This window comes from Streptomyces sp. NPDC050636 (assembly GCF_040654775.1).
In the GTDB taxonomy this organism is placed as follows: Bacteria; Actinomycetota; Actinomycetes; order Streptomycetales; family Streptomycetaceae; genus Streptomyces.
The window spans coordinates 17,505-38,876 of sequence record NZ_JBFAIP010000063.1; the positions used below are offsets into that span (position 1 = coordinate 17,505).

Here is a 21,372-nt window from a genome sequence, read left to right on the forward strand (position 1 = left end):
GGTCCTGCCTTTGGGCCCTGGCTCGATCCGGAAGAGAACCAACGAGACACAAGGCGCCGGGGGCGCCGCGGACCATCCGCGGCGCCCCCGGCGCCTTGGCGCGCGACCGACCCCGGGGTCCGGCCGATTCTAGGGAATTCCATGGCCACCCCTGTCGAGACTGGGCGTGTGGCGTGCGGGAAGTCGAGCTGCCTCGTGCAGGGCACGCAGATAACTCAATCGCTGTGGAACAGCCGTCCCCGTGCCGGATGCCCACATCGAAATCCTCTGCTGTCCGCCGGTCTTGAGATGGGTTGGGTTGAACGTGGCGAACATGGACCAGGAACAGAAACTCCGCGACTACCTGAAGCGGGCCAGTGCCGATCTGCGGCGCTCCCGGCAGCGGGTGGGCGAGCTGGAGGCGGCGGCCCGCGAGCCGATCGCGATCGTGGGCATGAGCTGTCGCTTCCCGGGAGGCGTGAGCAGCCCCGAGGAACTCTGGTCCCTGCTCGCCGCCGACGGTGACGGCATCACGAAGGCCCCCGCCGACCGCGGCTGGGAACTGTCGGCCGAGGACGCGGGGGAGTTCTCCGGCGGATTCCTGCACGACGCGGCCGAGTTCGACGCCTCCTTCTTCGGGATCTCCCCCCGTGAGGCACTCGCCATGGATCCGCAGCAGCGGCTGCTGCTGGAGTCCTCCTGGGAAGCCTTCGAGCGGGCCGGTATCGACCCGGCGGCGGTCCGGGGAACCAGGACGGGCATGTTCGTCGGGGCGATGCCCCAGGAGTACCGGGTGGGCCCGGACGACGACGTCCAGGGCTTCGCGCTGACGGGCACCACCACCAGCGTCATCTCGGGCCGGCTCGCGTACTTCTTCGGGGCCGTGGGCCCGGCAGTCACCATCGACACCGCCTGCTCCTCCTCCCTCGTGGCCCTGCACCTGGCCGCCCACTCCCTGCGCCAGGGCGAGTGCTCCCTGGCGCTGGCCGCCGGTGTCACCGTGATGTCCAGCCCCACCACATTCGTGGAGTTCAGCCGCCAGGGTGGGCTCTCCACCGACGGGCGCTGCCGCTCCTTCGCCGACTCCGCCGATGGCACGGGCTGGGCCGAGGGTGCGGGCGTCCTGGTCCTGGAACGCCTCTCGGAGGCCCGTCGCAACGGGCACGAGATCCTGGCCGTCATCCGGGGCTCCGCCGTCAACCAGGACGGCGCCTCCAACGGGCTGACCGCGCCCAACGGCCCCTCGCAGCAACGGGTGATCGAGCAGGCGCTGGTCAGTGCGCGGCTCTCGGCCGACGAGATCGACGTCGTCGAGGCGCACGGCACCGGCACCACGCTGGGCGACCCCGTCGAGGCCCAGGCGCTGCTGGCGACCTATGGCCACAATCGCGATGGCGACCGCCCGCTGCTGCTGGGCTCCGTCAAATCGAACCTCGGCCACACCCAGGCGGCGGCCGGCATGGCCGGCGTCATCAAGATGGTGCTGGCCATGCGGCACGGCATGCTCCCGCGCACACTCCATGTGGACGCGCCGTCCTCGCACGTGGACTGGACAGAGGGGGCCGTCCGCCTGCTCACCGAGCAAGTCCCGTGGCCGCAGGGCGAACAGCCGCGCCGGGCCGGCGTCTCCTCGTTCGGGCTCAGCGGCACCAACGCACACACGATCCTGGAGGAGGCCCCGGCCGCCCCGTCCCCCGAGGCAGGCCAAGGGGAGCAGGCGGACCAGGAGGACACAGCACGACGGGCCGCCGCCGAACCCGTGGCGGCGGGCGCCGTCCCGTGGCTCGTCTCCGGCCGCACCCGCGAGGCGCTGCGCGCCCAGGCGGCGCGGCTGCTCGAACACCTCACGTCCCGCCCCGGTCTCGCGCCCGTGAACCCCGTGAACCCCGTGGACATGGCCTACTCCCTGGCCACGGCCCGCTCCGGCCTGGAGCACCGTGCCGCGTTCACCGCGGCCGACCTGGACCGGGCCCGCGCCGCCCTCACCGCGCTCGCCGACGGCACGCCGGCCCCGGGCCTGGTGCAGGACACCGCCCGGACACGGTCCAAGCTCGCCTTCCTCTTCGCGGGCCAAGGCTCGCAGCGGCCGGGCATGGGGCGTGAACTGGCCGCCCGCTTCCCCGTCTTCGCCACCGCCCTCGATGAGGTCCTCGCCCACCTCGACCAGGGCCTTGAACGTCCCCTGAAGGACGTGCTGTTCGCCGCCGAGGGCACGCCCGAGGCCGCCCTGCTCGACGAAACCGGCTACGCCCAGCCCGCGCTGTTCGCGATCGAGGTGGCGCTGTACCGGCTCGCCGAGTCCTTCGGCGTCAAGCCGGACTTCCTCGCCGGGCACTCCATCGGCGAGATCGCCGCGGCGCACGTGGCCGGGGTCTTCTCCGTGGCCGACGCCGCGGCCCTGGTGCTCGCCCGCGGCCGCCTCATGCAGGCGCTGCCCGAAGGCGGCGCCATGGTCTCCCTCGAAGCCACCGAGGAGGAGGTCCTGCCCCTTCTGGAGGACCGGCAGGACCGCGTCGCGGTCGCCGCGGTCAACGGGCCCGCCGCCGTCGTGGTCGCCGGTCGAGCCGACGAAGTCACCGCCGTCGCCGAGCACTTCCGCGCACTGGGCCGCAGGACCAAGCGGCTGCGCGTCTCGCACGCGTTCCACTCCCCGCTCATGGAGCCGATGCTGGAGGAGTTCCGCACCGCCGTCTCCCGGCTCACACCGCAGGCGCCCGTGATCCCGGTCGTCTCCGGCCTGACCGGCACCCTCGCCACGGTGGAGCAGCTGACCTCCTCCGACTACTGGGTGGACCACGCCCGCCACGCCGTACGATTCGCCGACGCCCTCGCCTGGCTCGACGGCCACGGCGCCGCCACCTTCCTGGAACTGGGCCCCGACGGCGTTCTGTCCGCCATGGCCCAGGCCTGCCTGGCCGCGGCCGGCACCGCCGAAGGTGTCCCCGACTCGGCCGACGCCGCCGGCCCGGCCGGCTCCGCTGACGGCGTTTCCGCCACGCTCGCCGTGCTGCGGCCGGGCCGCCCCGAGGTCGAGGCCCTCACCGCCGCGCTGGCGGGTCTGCACACACGCGGCGTGGCCGTCCAGTGGGAGCCCTACTTCCAGGGCACCGGCGCCCGGCGCACCGAACTGCCCACCTACGCATTCCAGCGCCGCCGCTACTGGCCCAAGAACGTGCCCGCTACGGGCGGCGACATGCGCGCCGCCGGCCTGGGAGCGGCGCACCACCCGCTGCTGACGGCGGCCGTGTCGGTCGCCAACTCCGACGGCCTGCTGCTCACCGGCCGGCTGTCGCAGCGCACGCACCCCTGGCTCGCCGACCACGCGGTGCGCGGCACGGTGCTGCTGCCGGGCACCGCCTTCCTGGAGCTGGCCGTGCGCGCCGGGGACGAAGCCGGCTGCGGTCGCGTGGAGGAACTCACCCTGGCCGCCCCGCTGGTGCTGCCCGAGGAGGGCGGCGTCCAGGTGCAGGTGTGGGTGGGCAGCCCGGACGAGTCCGGCCGCCGCACCGTGAGCGTCCACTCCCGCCCCGACGGGCCGGAGGAACTCCCCTGGACCGAGCACGCCGCCGGCACCCTCGTCGCCGGCGAGCACCGCGCCGGCTTCGACGCCACCGCCTGGCCTCCCGCCGACGCGCGTCCGCTGGACCTCGAAGGCTTCTACGACCGCATGGCCGACACCGGCTTCGGATACGGCCCCCTCTTCCAGGGACTGCGCGCCGCCTGGCGCAGCGGCGACGACGTCTACGCCGAGGTGACCCTGCCTGAGACGAACAGCTCCGACGCTGCGTCTGCTGTGTCGTCGGCGGTGTTCGGCCTCCACCCGGCCCTGCTGGACGCCGCGTTGCACGCCGCGGCCTTCATCGACCTGGGCGAGCACGGCCGCGGCGGCCTGCCCTTCTCGTGGCAGGACGTGACCTTGCACGCGAGTGGGGCGACGACGGTCCGCGTGAAGCTGACCCCGGCCGCCGACGACGCGGTGGCGATCGCCGTCGCCGACACCACCGGCGCCCCTGTCGCCTCCATCGGCTCGCTCGTCCTGCGCACCATGCCTGACGAGCGGCTCGGCGCCGCCAACTCCCTCGTCCGCGACGCCCTGTTCGAGCTGCGCTGGACCGAGCCGCGCCAGGCGGCCCAGGCGGCGCCCGCCTCGGTCGCCGTCCTCGGCCCGGACCTCTTCGGCCTGGAGCGGGCGCTTTCGGCGTCGGATCTCGTAGTCACGGCGCTCACGGCGCTGCCCGGCCCGGACGCCGCCACCCTGGCCCCGGACGTGGTCCTCGCCCCCGTCGCGGGTGCGGCCGATGCCATGGGTGGCACCGGTGGCACCGGTGATGACGTAGTCACCTCCGTGCACGCCCGCACCGCCCACGTCCTGGAGCGCCTGCGGACCTGGCTGGACGACGAGCGGTACGCCGCGTCCCGGCTGGTCTTCGTCACCCGTGGCGCGGTCGCCACCGACGGCCGGCAGGCGCCGGACCCGGTGGCCGCCGCCGTCTGGGGCCTGGTGCGGGCCGCGCAGAGTGAACACCCCGGCCGCTTCGGGCTGTTGGACATCGACCCCGACTTCGCCGAGCCCGCCGCGGAGTCGCTGTCGCGGGCCCTGTCGCTGGCTCTGGACGAGCCGCAGACCGCCGTCCGCGGCACCGCCGCGCTCACCGCGCGGCTCGCCCGCGCCCAGGCGCCGCAGACCGTCACGGAGTGGGACCCCGAGGGCACCGTGGTCCTCACCGGGGCCACCGGCGGCCTGGGCCGCGTACTGGCCCGGCACCTGGTCGTCGAGCGCGGCGTACGGCACCTGCTGCTCACCAGCCGCCGCGGCGCCGACGCCGAGGGTGCCGGGGAACTCGTGGCCGAACTGGCCGGGCACGGCGCGCAGGTGGCCCTCACGGCATGCGACCTGGCCGACCGCGCCGCCGTGGAGCGGCTGCTGGCCGGTGTGCCCGCCGAGCACCCCGTCACCGCCGTCGTGCACAGCGCCGGCACCCTCGACGACGGCGTGATCGAGTCGCTCACCCCCGAGCGGATCAGTGCGGTCCTGCGGCCCAAGGCCGACGCCGTCTGGCACCTTCACGAGGCCACCCGGGATCTCGACCTGGCCGCTTTCGTCGTCTTCTCCTCCCTCTCCGGCACCGTGGGCGCGGCGGGCCAGGGCAACTACGCGGCCGCGAACGCCTTCCTTGACGCCCTCGCCCAACTGCGCCGCGCCCAGGGCCTCCCGGGGCTCTCCCTGGCCTGGGGCCCGTGGGAGCCCACCGCCGGAATGACCGGTGGCCTCACGGACGACGACCTTGAGCGCCTGGCCCGTATGGGCACACCCGCGCTCACCGAGGAACAGGGCATCGCCCTCTTCGACGCGGCGACCGCCACGGACGCCGCCGTCCTGCTGCCGACCAGGCTCGACCTGTCCGTCCTGCGCGTCCAGGGCGAGATACCGCCGCTGTGGCGCGGCCTGATCCGCACCCCGGCCCGCCGCTCGGTGGTCTCGGGCTCGGAGACCGCGGTCACCCTTGTGCAGAAGCTGTCCCGGCTGGCGGAGGCCGACCGCGGCGAGGTCGTGCTCGACCTCGTGGCCGGCCAAGTGGCCGCCGTACTGGGCCACGCCGGCACCGCCGACATCGACGCGCGGCGCCCGCTGCGGGAGCTGGGCTTCGACTCGCTGACCGCCGTGGAACTGCGCAACCGGCTCAGCGCGGCCACCGGCCTGCGCACCGCCGCGACGGTCATCTTCGACTACCCGACCGTCGACGCCCTCGCCGCGCACATCCTTGCCGAACTCATGGGCTCCGAAGCCGCCGCGGCCGGTGCCCCCCGGGCCGCCGGCACCGCCACCGACGAAGACCCCATCGTCATCGTCGGCATGAGCTGCCGCTACCCGGGCGGCGTCGCCTCGCCCGAGGACCTGTGGCGGCTGGTCAGCGAGGGCACCGACGCCATCTCGGGCCTGCCCACCGACCGGGGCTGGGACCTGGACACGCTCTACGACCCGGACCCGGACCGCACCGGCACCTCCTACTCCCGCTTCGGCGGATTCCTGCACACCGCCGCCGACTTCGACCCCGCCTTCTTCGGCATGAGCCCCCGCGAGGCCCTGGCCACCGACTCCCAGCAGCGGCTGCTCCTCGAAGCGTCCTGGGAGGCCATGGAGCGCGCGGGCATCGACCCGGTGTCCCTGCGGGGCAGCCAGACCGGCGTGTTCGCGGGCGTGATGTACAACGACTACGCCACGGTGCTTTCCGGCGGGCAGTTCGAGGGCCACCAGGGGAGCGGCACCGCCCCGAGCGTCGCCTCCGGGCGGGTCTCCTACACCCTCGGCCTCGAAGGCCCCGCCGTCACCGTCGACACCGCCTGCTCCTCCTCCCTGGTCGCCATGCACTGGGCGATGCAGGCCCTGCGCGCAGGGGAGTGCTCCCTGGCGCTGGCCGGAGGCGTCACGGTGATGTCCACCCCCGGCGCCCTCATCGAGTTCTCCCGGCAGCGCGGACTGTCCCCCGACGGCCGCTGCAAGGCGTTCTCCGACAGCGCCGACGGCGTCGGCTGGTCCGAGGGCGTGGGCGTACTCGTCCTGGAACGGCTCTCCGACGCCCGCCGCAACGGGCACCACGTCCTGGCCGTCGTACGCGGCTCCGCCGTCAACCAGGACGGCGCCTCCAACGGCCTGACCGCCCCCAACGGCCCGGCCCAGCAGCGGGTGATCCGGCAGGCGCTGGCCGCCGCCGGCCTGTCCACGGCGGACGTGGACGCGGTGGAGGGCCACGGCACCGGCACCACCCTCGGCGACCCCATCGAGGCCCAGGCCCTGCTCGCCTCCTACGGCCAGGACCGCGACGCCGAACACCCCCTGCTGCTCGGCTCCGTCAAGTCCAACATCGGCCACACCCAGGCCGCGGCCGGCGTCGCCGGTGTCATCAAGATGGTCCTGGCCATGCGCCACGGCGTGCTGCCCCGCACGCTGCACGCCGACGAGCCGTCCACACACGTGGAGTGGGACACCGGAGCCGTACGCCTGCTCACCGAGGAAACCCCCTGGCCGCAGGCCGACAGGCCGCGCCGCGCCGGTGTCTCCTCCTTCGGCTTCAGCGGTACCAACGCCCACGTCATCGTCGAGGAACCGGCGGCCGCACCGGACCCGCGCGAGGAGCGCGAACAGCCGCGGCCCGCACCGGCCGTCGTGCCGTGGCGGCTCGCCGCCACGAGCCGGGCCGCGCTCCGCGACCAGGCCGCCCGCCTGCGCTCCTTCCTGGACGACCACCCCGCGCTCGACCCGGCCGACATCGGGCTCTCCCTCGCCACCACCCGCACCGCCTTCGACCAGCGCGCCGTCGTCACCGGCGACCGCGACGAACTGCTGCGCGCCCTGGCCGCCCTGGCCGACGACCAGCCCGACCCCGCCCTGACCGAGGGCGAGATCGGCGGCGCGGGCAAGCTGGCCGTGCTGTTCTCGGGGCAGGGCAGCCAGCGCCCCGGCGCGGGCCGTGAACTCCACGCGCGCTTCCCCGCGTTCGCCACAGCCCTCGACGAGGTCGCCGCGGCCCTCGACCCGCACCTGGACCGCCCCCTGAAGGACGTCCTGTTCGCCCCGGACGGCAGCCCCGAGGCGGAACTGCTGGACCGCACCGAGTGGACCCAGCCCGCCCTCTTCGCCATCGAGGTCGCCCTCTACCGGCTGCTCCACACCTGGGGCATCCGCCCCGACGTACTGCTCGGCCACTCGGTCGGTGAGATCGCCGCCGCACACGTCGCGGGCGTCCTCTCGCTCCCCGACGCGGCCCGCCTGGTCACCGCGCGGGCACGGCTGATGCAGGCCCTGCCCGCCACCGGCGCCATGATCTCCCTCCAGGCCACCGAGGACGAGGTCGCCCCCCTGCTCGCCGGGCGCGAGCACGAGATCTCCCTCGCCGCCGTCAACGGACCCCGCGCCGTCGTCGTCGCCGGAGACCGGGCCGCGGCCGAGGAGATCGCCGCCCATTTCGTCGCACAGGGCCGCAAGACCAAGCAGCTCCCGGTCAGCCACGCCTTCCACTCGCCGCTCATGGAGCCCATGCTCGACGGGCTGCGCGAGGTCGCGGCCGAGCTCACCTACGCCGCACCGAACCTCACCGTCATCTCCGACCTCACCGGGGAACCCGCCACCGACGAACAGCTCCGCTCCGCGGACTACTGGGTCGCGCACGCGCGCGGCACGGTCCGCTTCGCCGACGGCATCCGTGCCGCACACGCCCACGGCGCGGGCACCTTCCTCGAACTCGGCCCCGACAGCGTCCTGCTGGCCCCCGCCCAGGACACCCTGGGCGAGGAGACGGACGTGGACCTCGTCCCGCTGCTGCGCGCCGAGCGCGGCGAGGAGCGGTCGGTGACCACCGCGCTCGCCCGCCTGCACGTACGCGGCACCGCCGTGGACTGGCCCGCGTACTTCACCGGCACCGCCACCCGCACCGTGGACCTGCCCACCTACGCCTTCCAGCACGAGCGCTACTGGCCCGAGGCCAGCCACGCGCCCGGCCCGCAGGCCGCCGCCGACCCCGCGGACGCCGAACTCTGGGGCGCCGTCGAACGCGGCGACGCCACGGAGGTAGCGACCCTCCTCGGACTGCGCGACGAACAGCACGCCTCCCTCTACGCCCTGCTGCCCGCCCTGTCGTCCTGGCGCCAGCACCGGCACGAGAAGGCCCTGCTGGACTCCACCCGCTACCGCGTCGCCTGGCGCCCCGTACGGGCGGCCGCAGCCCCCGTGCTGGACGGCACCTGGCTGCTCGTCACCACCGAAGCCGACGGGAACACCGACGGCGACGAGATCCTGGACGCGCTGCGCGGCCACGGCGCCCAGTTCGAAACCCTCGTCCTGGACGCCGCCTGCCTCGACCGCGCCGAACTCACCGACCGGCTCACCGCCGTGCGGGACGAGGGCCGGCCGCTGACCGGCGTACTGTCCCTGCTCCCGCTCGCCGACCGGCCCGGCACCGACATCGGCGCCGAGCCGCCGACCGGGCTCGCCCTGAGCATCGTCCTGACCCAGGCACTCGCCGACACCGGCCTCGCCGCGCCCCTGTGGACCCTGACCCGCGGCGCCGTCACCACCGGACCCGCCGACCCGCTCGCCAGCCCCCTCCAGGCGGCGGTCTGGGGCCTTGGCCGGGTCGCGGCCCTGGAGCACCCGCGGCTGTGGAGCGGCCTGATCGACCTGCCGCCCGCCCTCGACGCGCCCACCACCCAACACCTCGTCAGCGCCCTGGCCGCACAGGGCGGCGAGGACCAGATCGCGATCCGCGCCACCGGCGCGCTCGGCCGCCGCCTGGTACGCCACCCGCTCGCCGAACTGCCCCCGGCCGACGCCTTCACCGCGCGCGGCACCGTACTGGTCACCGGCGGCACCGGAGCACTCGGCGCCGAGGCCGCCCGCTGGCTCGCCCGCAGCGGCGCCGACCACCTCCTGCTCACCGGCCGCCGCGGACCGGACGCCCCCGGCGCCGCCCAACTAGCCGCCGAAATCGAGGAGTTGGGCGCCCGCGTCACCATCGCGGCCTGCGACACCGCCGACCGCGCGGCCCTCGCCGCACTGCTGGACTCCGTACCGGAAGAGCACCCGCTGACCGGCGTCGTCCACGCGGCGGGCGTCGGCCAGGCCGCCGCCCTCACCGACACCCCGCTCGCGGACGCCGCGCAGGCCATGGCCGCCAAGCTGCTCGGCGCGGCCCACCTCGACAGCCTCCTGGACGGCCACGACCTGGACTTCTTCATCCTGGTCTCCTCGATCGCCGGAGTGTGGGGCAGCGCCGGACAGAGCGCCTACAGCGCCGCCAACGCCTACCTCGACGCCCTCGCCGAGCACCGCGCGGCCCGCGGCCTGCCCGCCACCTCGGTGGCCTGGGGCCCCTGGGCCGAGGCCGGAATGGCCACCCACGAGGCCGTCACCGACGAACTGCACCGGCGCGGGCTGCGCTTCCTCGCGCCCTCGACCGCCATCGCCGAACTGCGGCGCGCCGTCGTCCAGCAGGACGTCACGGTCACCGTCGCCGACATCGACTGGGAGCGCTACCACCCGGTCTTCACCTCCACCCGGCCCAGCGTCCTCTTCGACGAACTGGCCGAGGTCCAGGCCCTCGTACGCGCCGAAGACGTCAGCGCCGCGCCCGAATTCGCCGAGCGCCTGCGGGGCCTCGACGACGACGAGCAGCAGCGCCTGCTCACCGACCTGGTGCGCGCCGAGGCCGCCGTGGCACTCGGCCACGCCGGTGCCGAGGCCGTCTCCGAGCGCCGGGCCTTCCGCGACGCGGGCTTCGACTCGCTGACCGCGGTGGAGCTGCGCAAGCGGCTGGCCGCGCTCACCGGCCTGCCGCTGCCCGCCACCCTCGTCTTCGACTACCCGACCCCCGCCGCCCTCGCCCGCCATCTGCGCGGCGAACTCCTGGGCGCCGGACAGGAACCGGCCGCCCCCGCAGCCATGGTCGTGCCCTCATCGGGCAGCTTCGACGAGCCCATCGCCATCGTCGGCATGAGCTGCCGCTTCCCCGGCGGCGTCCGCTCCCCGCAGCAGTTCTGGGAGCTGGTCTCCGAAGGCGTCGACGCCATCACCGACTTCCCCGTCAACCGCGGCTGGCACACCGGCCTCTACGACCCCGACCCGGACAACCCCGGCACGACGTACTCCACCCAGGGCGGCTTCCTGCACGACGCGGGCGAGTTCGACGCCTCCTTCTTCGGTATCTCGCCGCGCGAGGCACTGTCGATGGACCCCCAGCAGCGCCTGCTGCTGGAGACCACCTGGGAGGCGTTCGAGCACGCCGGTATCGACCCCACCGCCGTCCACGGCACCAGCACCGGCACCTTCATCGGCTCCACCTACCAGGAGTACGGGTTCGGCGTACGCGACGGCTCCGCCGGCCACCTGGTGACCGGCACCAGCCCCAGCGTCCTGTCCGGGCGGCTGGCCTACCTCTTCGGCCTCGAAGGGCCCGCCGTCACCGTCGACACGGCCTGCTCCTCCTCCCTGGTCGCCCTGCACCTGGCCTGCCAGTCCCTGCGCAACGGCGAGAGCTCCCTCGCCCTGGCGGGCGGCGCGACCGTGATGACCAACCCCAACCCGTTCGTCGCCTTCAGCCGGCAGCGCGCCCTGGCGGGCGACGGCCGCTGCAAGGCGTTCTCCGACAGCGCCGACGGCATGACCCTCGCCGAGGGCGTCGGCATCCTCGTCCTGGAGCGGCTCTCCGACGCCCAGCGCAACGGCCACGAGATCCTCGCCGTCGTCCGCGGCTCGGCCATCAACCAGGACGGCGCCTCCAACGGCCTGTCCGCGCCCAACGGCCCCTCCCAGCAGCGCGTCATCCGCCAGGCCCTGGCCAACGCCCAGCTGACCCCGGCGGACATCGACGCCGTCGAGGCCCACGGCACCGGCACCGCGCTCGGCGACCCCATCGAGGCCCAGGCCCTCCTCGCCACCTACGGACCGGCCCGCGACACCGCGAACCCCCTGCTGCTGGGCTCCGTCAAGTCCAACATCGGCCACACCCAGTCGGCGGCCGGCGTGGCCGGCGTCATCAAGATGGTCCTGGCCCTGCGCCACGGACAGCTGCCGCGCACCCTGCACGCGGACACCCCCTCCCGCCACATCGACTGGACCCCCGGCACCGTCTCCCTGCTGACCGAGCCCACCGCATGGCCCGAGGGCGAGCGCCCGCGCCGCTGCGCGGTCTCCTCCTTCGGCATCAGCGGCACCAACGCCCACACCGTCCTCGAAGAAGCCCCCCGCCCCCAGGACACCGCCCCCGCACAGCCGGTGCCCCCGGCCGGCGGCGCCATACCCTGGGTGCTCTCCGCCCGGACCCCGGGCGCCCTGCGCGCCCAGGCCGCGAACCTCGCCGCCCACCTCGACGGCGAACAGGCCCCCGCGGCCCTCGACATCGGCCACACCCTGGCGGCCACCCGCACCCTCTTCGACCACCGCGCCGTCCTCGTCGGCACCGACGACCGGACCCGGCGCGCCGCGCTCGACGCCCTGGCCACCGGCGGCTCCGACGCGGGCGTCGTCCCGGGCACGGCCGACACCGACGGCAGAACCGTCTTCGTCTTCCCCGGCCAGGGCTCCCAGTGGGTCGGCATGGGAGCGCGGCTCCTGGAGGAGTCCCCGGTCTTCGCCGAGCGCCTCACCGAATGCGCCACCGCCCTCTCGGAGTTCACCGACTGGTCCCTGCTCGACGTCCTGCGCCAGACGGAGGGCGCGCCGACCCTGGACCGCGTCGACGTCGTCCAGCCCGCCTCGTTCGCCGTCATGGTCTCGCTGGCCGCCCTGTGGACCTCCCACGGCATCACCCCCGACGCCGTCGTCGGCCACTCGCAGGGCGAGATCGCCGCGGCCGCCGTCGCCGGCGCCCTCTCCCTGGGCGACGCGGCCCGCGTGGTCGCCCTGCGCAGCCAGGCCATCGCCCGCGGGCTGGCCGGATCCGGCGGCATGCTGTCGGTCCCGCTGCCCGTCACCGACGTCGAACGGCGCGTCGCCTCGTACGAGGACCTCTCCATCGCCGCCGTCAACGGGCCCCGGTCCGTCGTCGTCTCCGGCGCCACCGCACCACTGGACGCCCTCCAGGCCGAGCTGGTCGGCGAGGACATCCGCGCCAGGCGCATCGCCGTGGACTACGCCTCGCACTCCGCGCAGGTGGAAATGGTGCGGGACGAACTGCGCACCGTCCTCGCGCCGGTACGCCCGCGCCCCGCGCAGGTGCCCTTCTTCTCCACCGTCACCGGTGACTGGCTGGACACCACCGGCATGGACGCCGACTACTGGTACACCAACCTGCGGCAGACCGTCCGCTTCCAGCCCGCCATAGGCGAACTCCTCGCCCAGGACCACCGCTTCTTCATCGAGGTCAGCTCCCACCCCGTACTCGCCATGGGCATCCAGGCGACCGCCGAGGAAGCCGGGACCCCGGCCGCGGTACTCGGCACGCTCCGGCGCGAAGCGGGCGGCACCGACCGCTTCCTGACCTCCCTCGCCGAAGCCTTCGTACGGGGCGCCGACGCCGACTGGACCGCTGTCTTCGCGGGCACCGGCGCCCGCCGCGTACCACTGCCCACATACGCCTTCCAGCGCGAACACCTGTGGGCGATCCCCGACCTGCCGCAGGACCGGCCCGAAGCGGACCCCGCGGACGCGGAGTTCTGGACGGCGGTCGAGGAGGAGGACGTCGACGCCCTCGCCTCCCGCCTGCGCCTGGACCGCACCTCCCTGGCCCCGGTCCTCCCGGCCCTCTCCCACTGGCGCAAGCGCCGCCGCGACCTGTCCACCGTGGACTCCTGGCGCTACCGCGCCACTTGGAAGCCACTGACCAGCCTGCCCACCCCGGCCCTGACGGGCAGCTGGCTCGTCATCGCCCCCGAAGGGACCGGCACCGACGCCGTCACCGGCGCCCTCGCCGCCCACGGCGCCGAACCGCGCACCCTCGTCCTGGACGACACCTGCGCCGACCGTGCGACCCTGACCGCGCGGCTGGCGGACCTCGAAGGCGCGGCGGACCTCACGGGCGTGGTGTCCCTGGTGGCCGACGCCGAGGGGCCGAGCGCCGACCACCCGGCACTCACCCGTGGACTCGCCCTGACCCTCGCACTCGTCCAGGCACTCGGCGACACCGGGATCGACGCGCCCCTGTGGTGCCTGACCCGTGGGGCCGTCTCCACCGGCCGCGCGGACCGGCTCACCCACCCCGACCAGGCCCAGATCCACGGCCTGGGCTGGACCGCCGCCCTCGAACACCCGCAGCGCTGGGGCGGCCTGATCGACCTGCCCGAACAACTCGACCGGCGCGCGGGCGAACGCCTGGCCGCCGTCCTGTCCGGCCGCACCGGCGAGGACCAGTTCGCCCTGCGCGCCTCCGGCGTCCTGACCCGCCGCGTCGTACGGGCCGCCGGTGCCGACCCCGCCCCGGCCCGGCCCTGGTCGCCGCGCGGCACCACCCTCGTCACCGGCGGCACCGGCACCCTCGCCCCGCACCTGGCCCGCTGGCTCGCCGAGCAGGGCGCCGAGCACATCGTGCTCACCAGCCGCCGCGGCCCGGCGGCACCCGGCGCCGACGAACTCGTCAGGGAACTGGCCGAGTCGGGCTGCGAAGCCACCGTCGTCGCCTGCGACCTGACCGATCGCGGCGCCGTGGCCGACATGCTCGCGACCCTGAAGGCCGAAGGCCGCACCGTCCGCACGGTCGTGCACACCGCCGTCACCATCGAACTCGCGCCGATCGCCGAGACCACCCCCGACGCCTTCGCGAAGGTCCTGGACGCCAAGGTCACCGGCGCCCGGCACCTGGACGAACTCCTCGACGACGACGAGCTCGACGCGTTCGTCCTGTACTCCTCCACCGCCGGGATGTGGGGCAGCGGTGCCCACGCCGCGTATGTCGCGGGCAACGCCTACCTCGGCGCCCTCGCCGAGCACCGCCGCGCTCGGGGCGCCCGCGCCACCGCCGTCTCCTGGGGCATCTGGGCCGACGACCTCAAGCTCGGCCGCGTCGACCCCGCCCAGATCCGCCGCAGCGGACTGGTCTTCATGGAACCCCAACTGGCCCTCACCGGCCTGCGGCAGGCCCTCGACGACGACGAGACGGTCCTGGCCGTCGCGGACGTGGACTGGGAGCGCTACCACCCCGTCTTCACCGCCAACCGGCCCACCCCGCTCTTCGAGGAACTGCCCGAGGTCCGGCAACTGGCGGAGGCGGGCACCGAAGTCCCCGACTCCGGCAGCGAGTTCACCACCCGGCTGCTGGCCCTGGCCCCCGTCGAGCAGGACCGCCTCCTGCTGGACCTGGTCCGCACCGAGGCGGCCACCGCCCTCGGCCACGCCTCACCCGACGTCCTCTCCGAACAACGCGCCTTCCGCGACGTCGGCTTCGACTCACTGACCGCCGTCGACCTGCGCAACCGGATCGCCACCGTGACCGGGCTCGCCCTGCCGAGCACCATGGTCTTCGACTACCCCAACCCGCTCGCGCTGGTGGCCTACCTGCGTGACGCCATCGCCGGGTCCCGCGCGGGCACCGCCGGGACGGCCACGCACACCACGGCCGTCACCGACGACGAGCCCATCGCCATCATCGGCATGAGCTGCCGCTACCCCGGCGGCATCGGCTCCCCGGAGGACCTGTGGCGCCTGGTCGCCGAGGGCGGCGACGCCACCGGCGAGTTCCCCACCGACCGCGGCTGGGACGCCGAGGGCCTCTACGACCCCGACCCCGACCGGGCCGGCCACACCTACTCGACCCGGGGCGGCTTCCTCCACGACGCCGCCGACTTCGACGCCTCCTTCTTCGGGATCTCGCCCCGCGAGGCCCTGGCTATGGACCCCCAGCAGCGCCTGCTGCTGGAGACCTCCTGGGAGGCGATGGAGCGCGCCGGAATCGACCCCGCCACCCTGCGCGGCAGCAGCACCGGCACGTTCATCGGCGCCAGCTACCAGGACTACGGCGCCTTCGGCACGGGCCCGGAGGGTGCCGAGGGACACCTGATCACCGGCACCATCTCCAGCGTCCTGTCCGGCCGCCTGTCCTACACCTACGGCTTCGAGGGCCCGGCCGTCTCCCTCGACACCGCCTGCTCCTCCTCCCTGGTCGCCCTGCACCTGGCCTGCCAGTCCCTGCGCAACGGCGAGAGCTCCCTCGCCCTCGCGGGCGGCGTCAGCATCATGTCCACGCCCGGCGCGTTCGTCGGCTTCAGCCGGCAGCGCGCGATGGCCGCCGACGGCCGCTGCAAGGCCTACTCCGACCAGGCCGACGGCATGAGCCTGGCCGAGGGCGTCGGCCTCGTCCTCGTCGAGCGGCTCTCCGACGCCCGTCGCAACGGACACCAGGTCCTGGCCGTCATCCGGGGCTCCGCCGTCAACCAGGACGGCGCCTCCAACGGCCTGACCGCCCCCAACGGCCCGTCCCAGCAGCGCGTCATCCGCCAGGCCCTGGCCAACGCCAACATGGACCCCGCCGAGATCGACGTCATCGACGGCCACGGCACCGGCACCGCACTCGGCGACCCCATCGAGGCCCAGGCCCTCCTCGCCACCTACGGCCAGGACCGCGACCCCGAGCACCCGCTGCTCCTGGGCTCCGTCAAGTCCAACATCGGCCACGCCCAGATGGCGTCCGGTGTCGCCAGCATCATCAAGATGGTCATGGCCATGCGCCACGCGAGCGCGCCACGGAGCCTGCACATCGACCGGCCCTCCACACACGTCGACTGGAGCTCCGGCGCCATCCGGCTGCTCACCGAACCGCTGCCCTGGCCGAGCACCGGGCACCCGCGCCGCGCGGGCGTCTCCTCCTTCGGACTCAGCGGCACCAACGTCCACACCATCCTCGAACAGGCCCCGGAAGACCGGCCCGAGGGGGACGAGGGGGACGACGACGGCACCGTCACCACACCGGCCCACCCGGCCGAACCCGCCCCCGCCCCCGTTCCCCTGACCCTGTCCGGACGCACCGAAGCGGGCCTGCGCGCCCAGGCCGGACGGCTTCTGACCCACCTCGCCGACCACTCCCGACTCCCGCTCACCGACCTCGCCTTCTCCCTCGCCACCTCCCGCGCCGCCCTGGAACACCGCGCGGCCGTCGTCACCGACGACCCCGACGCCCTCACCCGCGCCCTGACCGCCCTGCGCGACGGCACCCCCGACGGCGCACTGCTCACCGGCCGCCCCGGCCGCGGCCGCCTGGCCTTCCTCTTCACCGGCCAGGGCAGCCAGCGCCCCGGGATGGGCCGCGAGCTCTACGACCGCCACCCGGTCTACGCCGAGGCCCTGGACGCCGTACTGGCCCGCTTCGACCTCGAACTCGACCGCCCGCTACGGGAGATCCTCTTCGCCGAACCCGGCACCCCCGAGGCCGAACTACTCGATGACACCGGCTACACCCAGCCGGCCCTCTTCGCCCTCGAAGTGGCGCTGTTCCGCCTCGCCGAGTCCTGGGGCCTGCGCCCCGACTACGTCGCGGGCCACTCCATCGGCGAGTTCGCCGCCGCGCACGCGGCCGGAGTCCTCACCCTGGAGGACGCCTGCACCCTCGTCGCGGCCCGCGGCCGCCTGATGGCCGCCCTGCCCGCCGGAGGCGCCATGGCCTCCGTCGAGGCCACCGAGGACGAGGTGCTGCCCATCCTCGACCAGTACGAGGGGCGGGCCACCGTCGCCGCCGTCAACACCCCGGCGTCCCTGGTCGTCGCGGGCGACGAGGACGCGGTACGCGCCCTGGCGGCGCACTTCCACGAGGCGGGCCGCCGCACCAAGCGACTGCGCGTCAGCCACGCCTTCCACTCGCCGCACATGGACCCGATGCTCGCGGACTTCGCCCGCGCCGTCGGCTCCGTCACCTGCCACGCCCCCACGCTGCCGCTGGTGTCCACCGTCACCGGCGCGCTCCTCACCCACGAGGAGCTCGCCTCGCCGGAGTACTGGACCGGGCAGGTCCGCGGCACCGTCCGCTTCGCCGACGCCGTACGCCACCTCACCGAGCACGGTGTGACCACCTTCTTCGAGCTCGGCCCGGACGCCGTACTCAGCGGCGCCGTACGCGAGACCGCCGACGAGGAGACCCCGGCCGCCGCCGTCCCGGCCCTGCGCCGCGACCGCGCCGAGGCCCCGGCACTGACCACGGCCCTGGCCCGGCTCCACCTCCACGGGGTGCGGATCGACTGGGACGCCGTGTTCGCAGGTACCGGCGCCCGCCGGACCGACCTGCCTACCTACCCCTTCCAGCGCGAGCGCTACTGGCCCGAGGCGGCCACCGGCACCGCCGCGCCCGCGGGCCCCGCCGACGCGGTGGACGCGGAATTCTGGTCGGCGGTGGAGCGCGCGGACCTGGAGACGCTGGGCTCCTCGCTGGACCTGGACGACGACACCCTCACCGCCGTCCTGCCCGCCCTGTCCTCCTGGCGCCGCAAGAGCCGGGAGCGCTCCACCGTCGACGGCTGGCGCTACCGGACCACCTGGAAGCCCCTGACCGGCCCGGCCGCCTCCGGCCCCGCACACCCGACCGGGACCTGGCTGGTGCTCGCACCGGCGGGCGCCGACCCGGACCGGCTCGAAGCGGTCACCGGCGCCCTGGGCACCGACACCGTACGGGTCGAGGTCAGTGCCCCCGAGCGCGCGGATCTGGCCGAGCGGCTGCGTGAACTGGCCGCCGAGAGCAGCGGGTTCACGGGCGTCCTGTCCCTGCTGGCGACGGCGGGCGATGCCACCGAAGCCGCCGAAGCTGCCGAAGTCGCCGACGGGGCCGACGGGGCCGACGGGACCGGTGCGGCCGCGGGTCTGCTGCTGACGGCGACGGCCGTACAGGCCCTGGGCGACGCCGGTATCGAGGCACCCCTGTGGTGCGTGACGCGCACCGCCGTGGCCATCGGCCGCTCCGAACACCCGGCCCGTCCGGCCCAGGCCGCCGTCTGGGGCCTGGGCAGGGTCGCCGCACTGGAGCACCCGCAGCGCTGGGGCGGCCTCGTCGACCTCCCCGACGAGCTCACCGACACCACCCTGCGCCGCCTGGCCGCCGCCCTCGCCGCCGGCGACGGCGAGGACCAGCTCGCCGTACGCGCCACCGCGACCTACGCCCGGCGGCTGGCCCGCCACCCCCTCGGACAGGCCCCCGCACCGAGCGAGTTCCACCCCACCGGCACCGTGCTCGTCACCGGCGGCACCGGCGCCCTCGGCGGCCACCTCGCCCGATGGCTCGCCACCCACGGCGCCCGGCACCTGCTGCTGGTCAGCCGCCGCGGTGCCGACGCCCCCGGAGCCGCCGAACTGACCGCCGACATCGAGGCATTGGGCGCCGAAGTCACCCTCGTGGCCTGCGACACCGCCGACCGCGCGGCCCTCACCGCCGTACTCGACGCGATCCCGCGGGAGCACCCGCTCACCGCGGTCTTCCACACCGCGGGCACCGTCGACGACGGCACCATCGACAACCTCACCCCCGAGAAGTTCGCCGCCGTCCTGCGCGCCAAGGTCACCGCCACCCTCAACCTGCACGAGGCGACCCGCGGCCACGACCTGACCGCGTTCGTGCTCTTCTCCTCCATCGCCGGCACCCTCGGCGCCCCCGGACAGGGCAACTACGCCGCCGCCAACGCGTTCCTCGACGCCTTCGCCGAACACCGCCGCGCCCACGGCCTGCCCGCGACCTCCCTCGCCTGGGGCCCCTGGGCCGGGACCGGCATGGCCGCCGACGGCACCGACATCGAAAGCCGGGTCCGGCGCGGCGGCTTCGCCCCCATGGCACCCGAACTCGCCCTCACCGCGCTGCGCCAGGCCATCGAGCACGACGCCACGGCCCTGACCCTCGCGGACATCGACTGGGACCGGTACGCGGACGCGTTCACCGCGCTGCGCCCCAACCCGTTCGTCGGCGACCTCCCCGAACTGCGACCGGCCGCCGCCACGGCACCCGCCGGGACACCGGACGCCGCCCTGCGGGAACCGGTGCTGCGCGGGCGGCTCGCCGGACTCTCCCAGGCCGCCCGCCCCCGGTTCGTCCTGGACCTGCTGCGCGGACAGGTGGCCGCCGTGCTCGGGCACTCCGGCACCGGCGGCATCGCCGTCGACCAGCCCTTCAGCGACCTCGGCTTCGACTCGCTGACCACCGTCGAACTGCGCAACACCCTGTCCGCCGCCACCGGGCTCAAGCTGCCCGCGACCCTCGTCTACGACTACCCGACCCCGCTCGCCCTCGCCGACTTCCTGCTCACCGAACTCCTCGGCACCCTGCCCGAGTCCGGCTCCGAGACCCCGGCCCCCGTCGGCCGGGCGGCGGACGAGGACCCCATCGCCGTCGTCGGCATGAACTGCCGCTTCCCCGGCGGCGTACGGTCCCCCGAGGACCTCTGGCAGCTGCTGAGCCGGGGCGAGGACGCGATCAGCGGATTCCCCGCGGACCGCGGCTGGGACCTCGACGCGCTCGCCCGAGGTGCCTCCGCGACCCTCGAAGGCGGATTCCTCGACGGCGTCGGCCTCTTCGACGCCGCGTTCTTCGGCATCTCGCCCCGCGAGGCCCTGGCCATGGACCCCCAGCAGCGCCTGCTGCTGGAAACCACCTGGGAGGCCTTCGAGCGCGCCGGAATCGACGCGACCGCCCTGCGCGGCAGCCGCACCGGCGTATTCGTCGGCACCAACGGCCAGGACTACGCGACGCTGCTGCGCAAGGGCACCACCGCCGACGTCCGTGGCCATGTCGCCACCGGAAACACCGCCAGCGTCATGTCCGGCCGCCTCTCCTACGCCTTCGGCCTCGAAGGCCCCGCCGTCACCGTCGACACGGCCTGCTCGTCCTCGCTCGTCGCGCTGCACATGGCCGCGCGGTCGCTGCGCAGCGGCGAGTCCACCCTGGCGCTGGCCGGCGGCGTCTCGGTCATGTCCAGCCCCGACGCCTTCGCCGAGTTCACCGTGCAGGGCGGGCTGGCCCCCGACGGGCGGTGCAAGCCCTTCGCCGACTCGGCCGACGGCACCAGCTGGGCCGAGGGCGTGGGCGTCCTCGTACTGGAGCGACTGTCCGACGCCCGCCGCAACGGGCACGACGTCCTCGGCATCGTCCGCGGCACCGCCGTCAACCAGGACGGCGCCTCCAACGGCCTGACCGCGCCCAACGGGCGGGCCCAGCAGCGCGTCATCGGCCAGGCCCTCGCCGACGCCGACCTGGCCCCCGCCGACGTGGATGTCGTCGAGGCCCACGGCACCGGAACCACCTTGGGCGACCCGATCGAGGCCCACGCCCTGATCGCCGCCTACGGGCAGGACCGGAGCCTCCCGCTGCTGCTCGGCTCGATCAAGTCGAACCTGGGCCACACCCAGGCCGCCGCCGGTGTCGCGGGCATCATCAAGATGCTCCTGGCGATGCGCCACGGCGCGTTGCCCAAGACCCTGCACATCGACACCCCGTCCTCGCACGTCGACTGGACCGACGGCACGGTCTCGCTCCTCACCCGGCCGCAGCCGTGGCCAACGACCGGGCACAGCCGCCGGGCCGGTGTCTCCGCCTTCGGCGTCAGCGGCACCAACGCCCACGTCCTGATCGAAGAGGCGCCCGCGCCCGAGCCGGAGCCCGCGGCGGACCGGCCGGTCACGGTGCCGGGCGCCGTGCCCTGGCCGGTGTCGGCCAAGTCCGAGGCCGCGCTGACGGCGCAGATCGAGCGGATCGGCGCGCTGACCGGCCCGTCACCCGTCGACGTGGGCCACTCGCTCGCCACCGGCCGGGCGGCGTTCGCCCACCGCGCGGTGCTGCTGGCCGACGGCGAGCGGGTCCGGGAACTGGCGCGCGGCGTCACCGGGGACGTCACCGGGAAGCTCGCCGCGCTCTTCTCGGGTCAGGGTGCGCAGCGGGTGGGGATGGGTCGGGAGTTGTATGGCCGGTTCCCGGTGTTCGCTGAGGCTTTGGATGCGGTGTTCGCCCA

General features: G+C 74.7%; 1 protein-coding gene. It reads left to right on the plus strand.

All coding sequences use genetic code 11. The features are described from left to right. Positions 1–313: 313 nt before the first annotated feature. Positions 314–21,372: type I polyketide synthase (locus AB0I10_RS30115; protein ID WP_363155824.1), on the plus strand; the 21,059-nt coding region annotated here is incomplete at its 3' end.